11 protein-coding genes and 1 tRNA gene are annotated in these 14,212 nt (G+C 42.7%); 3 read left to right on the top strand and 9 right to left on the bottom strand.

The features are described 5' to 3' along the window. Positions 1-170: 170 nt before the first annotated feature. From FTU19_RS13640 to FTU19_RS13625, 4 genes are all read right to left on the bottom strand, one after another. Positions 171-1,391: an OmpP1/FadL family transporter gene (locus FTU19_RS13640; protein ID WP_180012295.1), complete on the bottom strand. Its 1,221-nt coding sequence runs from the start codon at positions 1,389-1,391 to the stop codon at positions 171-173. A 321-nt stretch (positions 1,392-1,712) separates the two neighbouring features. Further along, on the bottom strand, positions 1,713-3,233 hold the full coding sequence (locus FTU19_RS13635) for an outer membrane protein transport protein (RefSeq protein WP_179993355.1): 1,521 nt from the start codon (positions 3,231-3,233) through the stop codon (positions 1,713-1,715). A gap of 337 nt (positions 3,234-3,570) precedes the next feature. Then, a tRNA-Arg gene (locus FTU19_RS13630) sits at positions 3,571-3,646 on the bottom strand. Between the two features lie 91 nt (positions 3,647-3,737). After that, positions 3,738-5,090: an amino acid permease gene (locus tag FTU19_RS13625; protein WP_179993356.1), complete on the bottom strand. Its 1,353-nt coding sequence runs from the start codon at positions 5,088-5,090 to the stop codon at positions 3,738-3,740. Positions 5,091-5,422: 332 nt separating this feature from the next. Here FTU19_RS13625 and prpF point away from each other — a divergent pair, with 332 nt between their 5' ends. Continuing rightward, complete coding sequence (prpF, locus tag FTU19_RS13620) at positions 5,423-6,613, top strand: 2-methylaconitate cis-trans isomerase PrpF (RefSeq protein WP_004783077.1); 1,191 nt, start codon at positions 5,423-5,425, stop codon at positions 6,611-6,613. Positions 6,614-6,841: 228 nt separating this feature from the next. Next, positions 6,842-7,750, top strand: coding sequence for a farnesyl diphosphate synthase (locus FTU19_RS13615; RefSeq protein ID WP_179993358.1), 909 nt, complete (start codon positions 6,842-6,844; stop codon positions 7,748-7,750). A gap of 83 nt (positions 7,751-7,833) precedes the next feature. On the opposite strand, the gene putP is transcribed toward FTU19_RS13615, so the two are convergent. From putP to FTU19_RS13590, 5 genes are all read right to left on the bottom strand, one after another. Next, a complete protein-coding gene (gene putP, locus FTU19_RS13610; RefSeq protein WP_180131573.1) occupies positions 7,834-9,345 on the bottom strand; it encodes a sodium/proline symporter PutP in 1,512 nt (503 codons plus the stop codon). Positions 9,346-9,558: 213 nt separating this feature from the next. Further along, on the bottom strand, positions 9,559-10,410 hold the full coding sequence (locus FTU19_RS13605) for an SPFH domain-containing protein (protein ID WP_005234507.1): 852 nt from the start codon (positions 10,408-10,410) through the stop codon (positions 9,559-9,561). A gap of 3 nt (positions 10,411-10,413) precedes the next feature. Next, entirely contained in the window at positions 10,414-10,896 is a 483-nt protein-coding gene (locus FTU19_RS13600; protein WP_004783073.1) for an NfeD family protein, read from the bottom strand. Positions 10,897-10,997: 101 nt separating this feature from the next. Next, a complete protein-coding gene (locus FTU19_RS13595) occupies positions 10,998-11,915 on the bottom strand; it encodes a patatin-like phospholipase family protein (RefSeq protein WP_180131570.1) in 918 nt (305 codons plus the stop codon). 64 nt (positions 11,916-11,979) lie between these two features. Continuing rightward, a complete protein-coding gene (locus FTU19_RS13590) occupies positions 11,980-12,609 on the bottom strand; it encodes a 1-acyl-sn-glycerol-3-phosphate acyltransferase (RefSeq protein WP_180131566.1) in 630 nt (209 codons plus the stop codon). Positions 12,610-12,742: 133 nt separating this feature from the next. Between FTU19_RS13590 and FTU19_RS13585 the strand changes: the two genes are divergently transcribed. Next, positions 12,743-13,981 carry an MFS transporter gene (locus FTU19_RS13585; protein ID WP_180131564.1) on the top strand — a complete coding sequence of 413 codons (1,239 nt, stop codon included), beginning with the start codon at positions 12,743-12,745 and terminating at the stop codon, positions 13,979-13,981. The last annotated feature ends 231 nt before the right edge of the window (positions 13,982-14,212 follow it).

Raw genomic sequence — 14,212 nt, 5'->3', positions numbered from 1 at the left:
TAATGGAAAAATCTAAAAGGTATGTTTTACCGAAAAAAAGAAGTAGAAACTACCCACGAGTTGTGAAAGGGAAACCACAGAAATACCCAAAAAAATGCCAGTCAATCTCTTAACTGACTGGCATTACACCAAAGGGTGCCTTTTTTTATTAGAGTAAAACTCTTTATTGCTTAGAAACGGTAGCCGATTTTTAGGCCATAACCCATGGCATGGTTGTCTTCAAAGCTACCTTTTACTTCACCACCTGTTTGTGCTTGTGCATCTCCTAGCCAGAAGTATTTAACCCCAGCCTGGATAAAATAGTTTTCTGCAGGGCTGTATTGGCCGCCTAGACCGACACTCCAATAACCTTCAGTTGGACCCAAGGTGGTTACCGGGTTTCCTGCACCAGAGTCATAACCTACAGCAGCAGAGCCTGACCATTTAACGTTAAATTTATGACCTAAACCCACATTTGCAGACCATTGATCATCTGAATAATCGACAAGATTCTGCTGTTTTCCGGTGAGTGCGCCAGTTAGCTGAGATAAATAAGCAGGTTTTACTGCAAACTGATCCCAATGTACCCAGCGAATATTAGCAAAGGCTAAGGTATTTTTTGCAATGCCTGACTGTAAGTCAATGTTGACTGATTGTGGTGTAGTAATTTCCGCTTTATGGTAAGTTGGAATTACTGGTTTACCCAATAATGTGCCAGTTAATCCAGGAATATATAAAGCCCCATCTGTACCAAAACCGAAGGTTTCTGTGGTATCTAATTCATGTTTAATTTCAGAGCGATAAGTCACAGCAGCTTTTAAGGCAATTTCAGGAATAGAATATGCAAAACCAGCTAACCAACCGTAAGCTTCACTTTCTTTAAGGTCAATATCATAACCGCCAAGAACTTGCGGGCCTCTATAAGCTGTACCACGTAGGGAGACTTTCGCCTTTACGCTTTGATAGACAGGTCCGGCATAAACATTCCAGTTCTCATTTGGCTGATACCCTATAAGTGCTGTAATGCTATTGGTTTTTACTTCAACAGAAGTGCCCTCCAATACACCAGTATTGGTATTTACTGTAGCAAAAGCATTAGATTCAGGCGCATATTGAGCGTCAGCTCCAAATGGCTGGTCATAAAGTAAACCCAGAGATATTTTATCAGTTGCCTGAATTTTTATAGCAGCAGTAGGGAAGTAGTAATCTTCAGCCATATCGCTGACTTTATTGCCGGCATTGTCTTTACCTTGAACTTCTGGATCTAAAACAGAAATACCCGCTTCCGCATAGTTACCAGGTTGTAAAAAAGCCTGAATAGACTGGCCTGAACGGTCTAAACCGGCAGCGAACACGAGAGAAGTAGGCAGGCTAGAAAGAAGAATAGCGATAGAGATTGGCTTAAGCTTCATGGCTCATCCTTGACAATGTTGCATAAATATTAATAAAAGTTGTGGAAAAGTAACACAAATTTAAAAAGAGTAAATGCTCCACTTCGTCCAAGAAATGAACTATGGCGGTTATAAAAAATGATTGCTTAGAGTATTTATACTATATTTTTTTGATTAACTTAATGAAAATAAACAAATAATAATTTTTATCAAAAGATATTAAAAACAAAATTTAGGCAAAATTTGATTGGTGATAAAAGCATCGAATAGTATACAGGTGTATAAAAATATAATTGGGATAATAAAAACCACCCGAAGGTGGTCTTTATTAACTATCAGGAATTAGAAGCGATAGCCCATTTTTAAGCCATATGCGATTGCATGGTTATCGCTGAAGTCACCAACAATACGGTTATCTTCACCGACTTGAGCTGCAGTTTGTGATTCTGCATCACCTAACCAGAAGTATTTCACACCACCAGCAATAAATGTAGCTGGAGTAGGACTAAATTGAACGCCTAAACCAACATTCCAATAACCTTCTGTTGGTCCAAGTGTTGAAACTGGATTACCTGCACCAGAATCCCAACCCACAGAGACATTCCCAGCCCATTGCTCAGAAAGCTTACGACCTACACCTACTGTTGCAGACCATTGATCTTTATCATATTCAACTACGTGGAAACCATCTGGACGATTCACAGAATCTAATTGTCCAACAGCTTCACTTATTTTACCAAACTGGTATGGGCGAATAGAGAAATTAGACCACTCTACCCAACGTACATTAGCAAATGCTACGGTATCTGCCATGATACCTGTTTGGAAGTCTAAGTTTACAGATTGCGGAGTAGTAATTTTGGTTTTACCAGATTCAGTCATTGCATCTGTATAAGTAGTTGGTACACCTAAACCATTTAAGAGTCCTGTAACTGATGCAGCAGCAAGAGGATTATTTAAAACTGATAATCTTTCAGTAGTGCTCGCATTATGGTCGATTTCAGAGCGATAAGTTAAAGAAGCTTTTAAGGCAATCTCAGGAATTTGGAAAGCCATACCTGCTAACCATCCTAAGTCTCCTGTCTCTTTGAAATTTGCATCATAGCCATTAAAAATACTATATGCCTGTCCGCGTAATTTTAAGTCGCCTTTAACAGTTTGATATACTGGTCCTGCATAGATATTCCAGTTTTGGGTTGGTTGGTAGCCAAAAACAAAACTAAGATTTTGTGTATGTACCTCAACCTCAGTATTGCCTTGACCTAATGCAGCATTAGCATTCACTAAAGCAGTTTGAGTTCCTTGTAATTGTTGTAAGCCTGCTGCAACGATTGGATTTGATGCAGCAACTTGCTGTAAAGCACCTAGTACTAAGCTCTGCTGTGGAGTGCCTGCTGGTGCAGCTGCTGTAACAGCAGTCAAAGCTGGAGCAAAACTAGCTCCAGCTGCTTGCACTAATTGACTAACTGAATTTTGAGTAATATTCGCGATACTTGATGGAGTGAGAACTTGGTCAGTTCCTTGAGATACAAAAGCGTTATTACCGCTATATTCTGCATTTGCACCAAAAGGTTGGTCATATAAGAGACCAAATGAAAACTTATCTGTAAGTTGTAATTTTAATGCAGCATGAGGAAAATAATAGCTGTCAGCCATATCGCTAATTGAACGACGTGTGTCTAATTCGCCAGCTTCTTGTCCTGAGACATCTGCATCTAAAACAGAAATACCTGCTTCAAAATAGTTACCAGGTTGTAGGAAGGCTGCAATAGATTGGCCTGAACGGTCCATTGCCGCAGCAAATGCACCCGTCATTGGTACAGTTGCGAGAATCATTGCAGTAGTTAATGTTTTTAATTTCATTTACGTCTTTCCTTGAGGTACAAATTTATATCTAGCGTTGTTGTTTGCACTTATTAAATTCTTGGAGATTTCGGGTATTTATCCGCAATCATTTGTTACTCCATGTGACAAAAATAGCACAATTAAAATAAGAGTAAATGCTCTAGAAAAAACTAATTAGTCTAAAAAAGCACCAAAATAGAGTTTTTGCACCAAAAAATAGCCTTATTTTGAAATAAGTATTTGAAAGTAAAAGAAATAAAATAATGGAGAAAAAATGATTTTTTGTATAAAAAATATTCTAAAAATATGAAGATTAACGCTAATTTTTTGAAGTATAGATCACATTTTGAAAGGGTGGTGCGCCCTGCGGGACTCGAACCCACGTCGGTCGCTTAGGAGGCAACTGCTCTATCCAGTTAAGCTAAGGGCGCGAAAAGAAGGCTATTGTACTGTAAAAAATGCAAAAAAAAAGTTATTGCCGCAGCAATAACTTTAAAAATCATCGATTAAAAGATTTTTTGATTAATTCTTAGGGCGCAGTGCCTTAAACAGAATAAACATGATCACTACCCAGATCGGAAGCATCAGTACTGATTCTTTAAAGCCTTGTGTCCACATGATGTAAAGAATGGTTGCAATGAAAGCTAAAACCAGAATATTACTTGCAGGTGACCACAATGCAGGGAAACTGGTCTTTTGTCCTAACTGCTTCATGCTTTGCATAAACTTGAAGTGGGTCAAGCTAATCATGGCCCAGTTCAGTACCAATGCACCTACCACCACATACATCAGGTGACTTAAGGCATCTTCAGGAACAAAGTAGTTTAGGAGTACACAGCCGAAAATCAGCAGGGCAGAGAACAGTACTGCAGGAATAGGAACCCCTTGTTTGTTCACAGTCTTGAAGATTTTAGGGGCATTACCTTGCTGTGCCAGACCATAAAGCATACGGCTATTGGCATACATACCACTGTTATAAACAGAGAGTGCCGCTGTCAGGATGATGAAGTTCAGCAGATGTGCTGCCCAGTCAATCCCCAGCTGGCTGAAGATCATCACAAACGGGCTTTTATCTAGGCCGCCAAGCTCTAACTGATTCCAAGGTACTAAAGACAATAGAATGGTCAATGCACCTACATAGAATACCAGAATACGGAATACGACCTGATTAATCGCTTTTGGAATGGTTTTTTCTGGATTTTCAGCTTCTGCTGCCGCCATCCCGATCAGTTCAATCCCACCGAAGGCAAACATCAGGAAGGCCAGCATATAGAATAAGCCTTCAAAACCATTCGGGAAGAAACCGCCTGCTGTCCAAAGGTTGCTGAAAGAAGCACCTGAAGAGGCATCAGCAGTCAGGATCAGATAGAGACCAAAGACAATCATGGAAACGACCGCAGTCACTTTCACAATAGACAGCCAGAATTCTGATTCACCGTAGAATTTCACATTGCCGAGATTGACCAGCGTAATTACGATGAAGAAAAACAGGACTGAGGTCCAAGCAGGAATATGAGGCCACCAGTAATTAATATATTTTGCAACGGCGGTGAGCTCGGTCATAGCCACCAGGATATATAAGATCCAGTAGTTCCAACCCGCAAGGAAACCAGGGAATTTGCCCCAGTATTTATAAGCAAAATGGCTGAATGAACCTGCTACAGGTTCATGAACAATCATCTCACCCAATTGACGCATGATTAAGAATGCAATTAAGCCACCAATGGCATAGCCAAGAATAATAGAAGGACCCGCAGATTGGATCACCTGTGCGGAACCTAAGAATAAGCCTGTGCCAATTGCACCGCCCATGGCGATCAACTGAATATGACGGTTCTTTAAGCCACGCTGAAGTTGTGAAGACTCGTTATTCAAAGTGTTCAGCCCGACAATGTAAGAAATAGGTATAAAGATTGTAATGGAACAAAGATAAGAAGCCTAGAGCACCCGTCTGGATGAAATATTATTATCGTATTTATAAAAAAAAATTATAAAAATAAATAGAATAAAAGATATGTGAATCAATATATTAATTTTATTGAAAATGTAACTGATGAGTTTGCTGTTTTTTTAACTCGACACAAATGCTGTTTTTTTATACTTAGGTCGGGCAAGGCAGCTACTTGGCTTTAAACCGATTATACTCGTCTCAGAAATATTCAATAATTTTGATCAGAATAAAGACAAGCCAGAGGAAGAAAGTATTCATGAGTTTCGCTGCCCAAATCAAAATCCCGGCCACTTACATGCGCGGAGGCACCAGTAAAGGGGTGTTCTTTAAACTGGACGATTTACCTGCTGCTGCACAACAGGCAGGCCGAATTCGGGACCAGTTATTATTAAGAGTGATCGGCAGCCCGGATCCATATGGCAAGCAGATTGATGGGATGGGCGGTGCCAGTTCAAGTACCAGCAAAACCGTGATTCTGACTAAAAGTCAGCAAGAAAATCATGATGTGGATTATCTTTTTGGTCAGGTATCGATTGATCGACCTTTTGTGGACTGGAGTGGTAATTGTGGCAATCTGACTGCAGCAGTTGGGGCATTTGCGATTTCCAATGGCCTGGTCGATCCTGCACGTATTCCTGAAAATGGGCTGTGTACGGTGCGAATCTGGCAGGCGAATATTCAGAAAACCATTATCGCCCATGTACCGATGCAGAATGGTCAGGTTCAGGAATTAGGTGATTTTGAGCTGGATGGCGTAACTTTCCCAGCAGCCGAAGTACAGATTGAATTTCTGGATCCTGCCGATGATGATGCCGAGGGCGGTTCAATGTTTCCGACCGGAAATTTAACCGATACGCTAGAAGTACCGAATATTGGCAGCTTTGAAGTAACGATGATTAATGCCGGGATCCCGACAGTTTTCTTAAAGGCAGAAGATCTGGGCTATAACGGTACCGAGTTACAGGACCATATCAATAATGATGCAGCTGCCTTGGTGAAGTTTGAAACCATCCGAGCCTATGCTGCTCAACAGATGGGTCTGATTCAGGACATTAGTGAAGCTGTTACACGTCAGCATACGCCAAAGATCGCTTTTGTGGCTCCGCCAAAGACTTATACGTCCTCTAGTGGTAAGGAAGTCACTGAAACAGATAGCGATATTCTGGTCCGTGCCTTATCGATGGGTAAGTTGCATCATGCCATGATGGGAACAGCCGCTGTAGCGATTGGAACAGCGGCAGCGATTCCGGGAACTTTGGTCAATCGTGTTGCGGGTGGCGGTGAACGTGAATCAGTCCGCTTTGGTCATCCTTCCGGTACCTTAAGAGTGGGTGCGCAAGCAGTGCAGGAAAATGGAGAATGGAAAGTAAAAAAAGCCATCATGAGTCGTAGTGCGCGTGTGCTAATGGAAGGTTGGGTGCGTGTCCCTGAAGATGTTCTCTCTTAAAATTATTCCTTGAGAAAATTAGCCTAAGTAAAACCATCAGTTCTCTGGTGGTTTTTTTATTAAAAAAGATATTTCTGATTTGATTATTTTCAGTCTCAATACAGAATTATGAAACAACATTTGGATTTAAGAATGAAAATTCAATGCAATTCTAGGTACAATGCCTGATAACAGACAGGCACTTATAAACTGTCATTTTATTATTCTGGCTACGTATTCGAGGCGAATGTGTCATCTATCACTGACGTATCAACCCATGCACTAACTCAAGCACAACAACGGATTCAACACGATTTAATGACTGCTTTGGAAGCCTTTTCCATTCCAGAACCGTTAAAGTCGGCAGTACATCATGCCGTAATGCTAGGAGGAAAGCGGGTACGTCCAGCGCTCTGTTATGCCACTGCTGCATTAAAGCCGAATCAGAATAGTGCTGCGGTACGCCGTGCCGCAGTTGCGATCGAGTTTATTCATTGCTATTCACTGGCACATGATGATCTGCCATGTATGGACAATGACTTGTTACGTCGTGGTCAGCCAACCTGTCATGCTGCTTTTGGTGAAGATACGGCTCTTTTGGCGGGTGATATTTTGCAATCTATGGCGTTTGAAATTCTGGGTAGTCGTCTGTTTGATCAGGGGCCTGCAGTAGAACCTGCGATTGTCTTGAAGCAGATGCAGATTCTGGCGACTGCTTCCTCGAAAATGGTCAATGGTCAGGTACTGGATTTACAGGCCGAAGGCAAAAAAATTGATCAGGAAGCACTGGAGACGATTCACCGAAATAAAACTGGTGCCTTGATCAGTGCAGCGATTATGATGGCAGCGGTGACGATCTTTGAAGGGACTGATCTGGCCATTCCAAAACTGCGTGAATTCGGGCAAGCGATTGGTCTGGCTTTCCAGGTGCAGGACGATATTCTGGATATTATTTCTGATACAGAAGTGCTGGGTAAAACCGCGGGCAAGGATGAACAGGTGGAGAAGTCAACTTATCCAGCATTAATGGGTTTAGAGAAAGCCCAGGCCTATGCACAGCAGTTACATGATCAGGCCATGACTGCACTGAATCATTTTGAAGGTCAAGCTGATGAACTGATGCAGATTACCCAGTTCTTGCTGACACGTAAAAGCTGATTTTAATAAACTAATCTTCCTGAAATCAGCTTAAAACAAGCATAAAAAAGAGGACTTAAAGTCCTCTTTTCTTTTATATTGAATTACTTGCTTTCGTTATACAGACGTTCTGCCTGTTCAAAGCGTGTTGTAATTTCAGCTGTTGGTGCTTTGCCTAAGAGACTTACAACTACAATCGCAATCCATGAACAGATAAAGCCTGGAATAATTTCATAGATGCCGGCTGGAATAAAACCAAGACCGGTTGTACCAATGGTATTTTTCCACAGAATCACCATGCATGCACCGACAACCATACCTGCCAAAGCACCATTTAAAGTCATACGTTTCCAGAACAGAGACAGAATAATCAGTGGACCAAAAGCAGCGCCAAAACCTGCCCAGGCATACGCCACCAGACCCAAGACTTTAGATTCAGGATTACCAGCCATCCAGATCGCCAGTAAAGCAATGAGAAGCACCATCAAACGACCGACCCAAACCAGTTCTTTTTGTGAGGCATTTTTACGCAGGAATGATTTATAGAAGTCTTCAGTCAGGGTACTTGAACAAACCAGTAACTGACAGCTAAGCGTACTCATCACCGCGGCCAAAATTGCCGCCAGAACCACACCGGCAATCCATGGATTGAACAGGATTTTAGTCAGTTCCATAAACACGGTTTCAGGATTGGCATTCACCACAGCAGCGAGTTCCGGATGTTGCTGGAAATAGGCAATACCAAAGAAACCTGCGGCCACTGCACCACCCAAACAAAGCGTCATCCAGGTCATCCCGATACGGCGTGCATTTGGAATCGACTTCACTGAATCGGCGGCCATGAAACGCACTAAAATATGCGGCTGACCAAAATAACCCAAACCCCATGCCATTAATGACAGGATCGCGATGGTACTCAGATCACCGACCAAGTTCATGGCCTGTGGACGTGCGGCTTCCAAAGCGAGCGTAACTTGCGACATATCTGAAAAAGTCAGGATGGTTACGATTGGCGTAAGAAGCAGGGCGAAGATCATCAGGGTTGCCTGAATGGTATCCGTCCAGCTGACTGCTAGGAAACCGCCAATAAACACATAACTGATCGTTGCAATCGCACTGATCCAGAGCGCTGTACTATAAGACATGTCGAACATACTTTCGAACAGCCGCGCACCTGCCACCATGCCTGAAGCACAGTAAATTGCAAAGAAAATCAGAATGACAAATGCAGAAACCACACGCAGTACTTTTTTCTGATCGTTAAAACGGTTCGAGAAATAGTCCGGTAGGGTCAGGGCATTATGCTGGACTTCGGTATGGACCCGTAAACGACCCGCAACCAGCAGCCAGTTCAGCCAGGCACCGATAATCAGACCAATCGCAATCCACATTTCAGACAGGCCTGAAAGATAAATTGCACCCGGCAAGCCCATCAGCAGCCAGCCACTCATGTCGGAAGCCCCTGCAGAAAGTGCAGTTACGAAACTACCTAAACGTCGGCCCCCTAAGATGTAATCAGAAAAGTTGTTTGTCGCACGGTATGCCATCAGGCCAATCACGACCATGCCGACAATATAAAAAAGAAAGGTAATTAAGGTTGGATTTAGGGAGCTCATACGGTATCCATTTTTAAGTTGGACAGTAGATCGAAACAAGGATTATGACAGATGCGAAAGACTTTAATCCGAAAGTCAGGCAACATCGAATCCAGAGGATTTCAAAAATAAACGCGAAATTTAACCATAAATTCACAATCTTTGCTGAGATTTTCTTATTTTGAAAGAAAATAGGCAACCAGTTGGCTGCCTATTGTGAAGTATCTCTGAAATTTAGTGACGTCCCATCACACCGCGAATGGTATTCAGCACATCGGCAGGCAAGACCACAGTCTTGGCATTTGGAGACTTGGCCATATCCTGCATGGCTTTGACATATTGTTCACCCAACAGATAAGCCACAGGAATTTCCTTGTCACCAATTGCCTGACTCACCATATCAATCGCACGTTGGGAAGATTCTGCCAGTACGACTTGTGCTTCTGCATCACGACGAGATGCTTCCAGACGACCATCAGCTTCCAGAATGGCGGCCTGTTTTTCACCATCCGCTTTAGTGACGGTTGCACGACGTTGACGCTCTGCCGCTGCCTGTTCTTCCATCGCCGTCTGCATGGTTACAGAAGGTTTGATATCCTGAATTTCAACCGTCTTTAAGGTGATTCCCCAGTCTGAAATATCATCAGAAATGCTGGACTTTAAACGTGCCTTGATATGATCACGCGAAGATAAGGCATCATCCAGATCCATTTCACCCACGATTGAACGTAGCGAAGTTTGTACCAGGTTCTGAATTGCCCATGAGTAGTTCTCAATCCCGTACACCGCTTTTTCAGGAGTTGTCAGGTTGATATAAGCCACCGCATTCATCAGCAAGACGGCGTTATCGCGGGTAATTACTTCCTGCGAAGGAATATCCAGAACGATATCTTTGGTGGTGACTTTATAAGCCACTTCATCTACATAAGGAATGACAAAATTCAGGCCAGGATTAAGTGTGGTGTGGTATTTACCCAGACGTTGTACGATCCATTTATAGCCTTGTGGAACAATCCGTACACCTTTAAAAATGGTAATCGCAACAAAGGCCAAGAACGCAATAACAATGATAGTGCCAGCAGACATAATTTATTCACCTTTTTCGTTTTGATATTGAGTGCTGTGGGGCTGTACAACCAGGTCATTTCCCAGAATATCGACAACACGGACACGATCCCCAACCTGAACTTTATCCAGAGCACGGCAATCCCATTCATCCGAGCCTAAAACTGGCAGCGGAAAACGGACCCGGATCTGATCCTGTTCAAGATCGGTCTGAATCACCATGCCAATTTGGCCAATAGTGGCCTCACGCGACAAGCCGGCTTTGGTCTTGTCGATAGAAAGCGGCTTGATAAACTTAAACCAAAGCAAGGTACAAAGAACAGACAGGATGATCCAGGTCAGGATCTGGGTGGTCAGTCCCATCATCGGGAACATCCAGTACAGAATGCCGACCATAATGGCACCAATCCCGAACCAGAGGGCAGCAAAAGCGGGCAGGAGTAATTCTGACAGAATAAGAAGTATTCCCAATACAAACCAGTGCCAAGGTTCAAGAACTAATTCCATATCGTGACCTATATTGCTAAGTATTTAATTAATCATCATCTTTATATGATTTACTTCCAATGTAGCAGATGCTGCAGCAGATGAATATAAAAAATTTCTGATTAAAATTTTGCCGGTCGTGCAGGCTTGAATGCAGCCGGAGACTGCCTAAAATCACTGATGGCTTTTTCAATTGAACGGATTTTTAGTTGCGCGGCTTTTTCACCTTCGAGAATGGTTTCATTGCTGGCTTTTAAATCCAGCGTACCAATATGACCTACTTTAGGCTGGATCACGATATTAGCTTGCCTGAGTTCTTCATTGATACTTTGCTGACCCATAATATTAATAGTCTGGTCCAGTACGCCCCACATGTTGAGTGCTTTATTGCTGTCCGGACGTGCAGATATATCTACGGCAATAACAATATCAGCTCCCATATCTTTGGCCGTTTTTACTGGAATTGGACTAACCAGACCGCCATCGACATATTTTGTACCGCCAATTACAGCGGGTACAAAGACATTCGGAATACTGCAAGAGGCACGCACGGCTTGTCCGGCATTGCCTTTAATAAAGTCAGCTTTACGGCCATTGTCCAGGCGGGTTGCCACTGCCGCGAAGCGAATCGGGAACTGTTCAATCGGTTTATTCGCCACATTTTTATTGACGAAATCCTGCAGTTTCTGTCCGGCAATAATCCCTTGACGGTTCAAGGTTAAATCACGAATATCAGATTCCTTAAAGTTCAGGGCAATTTGCTGCAACTGATAAGGAGATTTGCCACTGGCATACAGGCTACCCACGAAGCTTCCGGCACTGGTTCCAGTAACAATCTTCGGTTTGATGCCATGCGATTCGAGAACTTTGAGTACCCCGATATGGGCAAAGCCTTTGGCACCGCCACCACCGAGCGCAATAGCCACCACAGGTTCACGAGCCTGAAGAGGAGTAGGTGTAGTCGGTGTTTTAGTAGCTTTATCACATGCTGCAAGGCTTAAACCCAGGCAGCCAATTAGAACATAACGGGCTAATTTCATTATAAAAAACTGGCGATTAAATCAACAAAATTCAGGCTATCACATCAAAAAAAGCCAGTTTTGCCTAGTCTTTTTTCAAAAGCTTTTGTAACGGCTTGGCGACCCAATCCGGATTTTTGGCCGAAAATTTACCTTCATAATGCTTATAGATCTGTTCCAGATCATATTCATAATCACCTGTCAGGTGATATACACCGAGGATATGAATGGTCTTGATATCATAGTCAAAGGAAAACATCACAATCGGCAAATTGGCTGCCTTGGCAATATGATAAAAACCACTGCGGATTTTTTCTGGCGCCTTGCGAGAACCTTCCGGTGCCATACCTACCCAGATCCGGTCTGTCTTATTAATCACGTCAACAATCTGTCGGGTATGACCTTGCGGTGTATCGCGTACTACAGGAACTACACCGATCCATTCCAGAATAGGTTTAAGCGGAGTACGAAACAGGCTGTCTTTACCAAAAATCGTAATCTGAATACCCAGACCGAGTAGAGCATTAAAACCTAGCCAGGCATCGATATTCGAGGTATGCGGGGAAATAATTGCCACTGCTTTAGGCAGGTTAGGGAATTCGCCTTTGAGCTGCCAGCCCTGAGCCAAAAATAGCTGTTTAAACAGGGTTTGGCTCAGTTTACCTCCGCGGGAGGGAACCAATGGAGGGAGTTTGGGGAAACGTGTTGTACTCATCGATGTCTCATCCTGAAACATATTTTTCTTTATTTTTGATCATATTAGACTGTTGTAAAATCCGGATCATTGGCAAAATGTATAGCGATGATGGATGCTTTTAGCATTTTTACCTTAAGGACCTGCGCTGAATATGCGGAATACTTATATTTTATTGTTTTCCCTATATTGGGCACAGGGGCTTCCGGTCGGGTTTATGACCCATGCCTTGCCGGTCATTCTGCGAGCTGAAGGCGTATCTCTGGCACATATTGGTGGCTTTGGCCTGCTCATGCTGCCATGGTCGATTAAAATCTTCTGGGCACCTTTAGTCGATCAGCATGGATCAAAAGCTAGAGGTCATTATCGAAGCTGGATTATTCCTTTGCAATGGCTTTCTGTCGCTGTACTGATTGGGCTGTCCTTCTTGCCGATCCAAGCCTTAAACCAGCCGCTGTACCTGTTGATCTTTTTTATCACGTTGTTAGTGATGAATGGGATCGGCGCTACTCAGGATATTGCTACGGATGGACTGGCAGTCAATATTCTAAAAAATGAACAGCAACACTGGGGCAATACCTTTCAGGTGATTGGTTCTCGTCTGGGATTCATTGTCGGAGGCGGGGCCATATTATGGCTGCTCGATCTGCTGCAATGGCAAAGTACCTTTCTGTTACTGGCTGCGCTGGTTTTTCTTAATACTTTACCCATTTTACTTTTTAGAGAACCTCAGCATTCAAAAATTATCACGCCAGCTGATAAAGGACCTGCACTCAGCAATATAAAAACCTATTTTCAATACTTCTGGTCAGATTTAACCTTGGCGAGGTGGCTTCTGGTTTTACTGACCTTTAAAATCGCCGATGGTTTATCCGGGCCTTTATTAAAACCGTTAATGGTAGATCTCGGACTGAGCTTTAGCCAGATTGGCCTTTATGTCACCATGCTTGGTGCATTTGCGGCACTGATTGGAGCAGGATTGGCTGGCTGGTGTCTGAAATACTGGTCGCGCAGCCGGAGTTTACTGATTTTCTCTGTCCTGAAAATCATGACTTTAATGGCTTATGCCTGGCTGGCTGGCCAGTATGAAATCCAAAATAAAGTAACAAACTGGATCATTTATCTTATTAATGCTGCTGAAGATATGATATCGGCCATGCTCTTAGTGGTTATGCTGACCTTGGTGATGCAATACAGTCGCAAGCATCTGGCAGGGACTGATTTCACCTTTCAGGTCGCCTTGATGGCTACTATAAGCGGGGGGCTTTATAGCCTGAGCGGGCTACTAGGGGATTATTGGGGGTATGCACAGTATTTAACATATATTGTATGGATCAGCGTGTTTTTATTATGGCCTATTGTATTTTGGGGTAGAACACAGCAAGACTCCTGATCATTGCAACGCATCAATTAAAGCCGTATTAAAAAAATAATCAAATTATTTTAAAAGTGTCGTTAATACATATTTTAGCTAAAAGTATGAGATAAAAATGATTTCAAACTGAGTCTAAAATTGTTAAATTTCTGATGTTTTTATACGGCTTATTATGTAGGTATAGTTAAAAAACATAAATCCAGTAAAATCATGTAACATGATAAGGATGGTTTCTAACTATGCACATTG

This window comes from Acinetobacter sp. YH12072, assembly GCF_013419565.1.
Taxonomy (GTDB): domain Bacteria; phylum Pseudomonadota; class Gammaproteobacteria; order Pseudomonadales; family Moraxellaceae; genus Acinetobacter.
The sequence above is the reverse complement of the archived record's forward strand: the minus strand, read 5'-3'. Positions and strand labels throughout refer to the sequence as shown.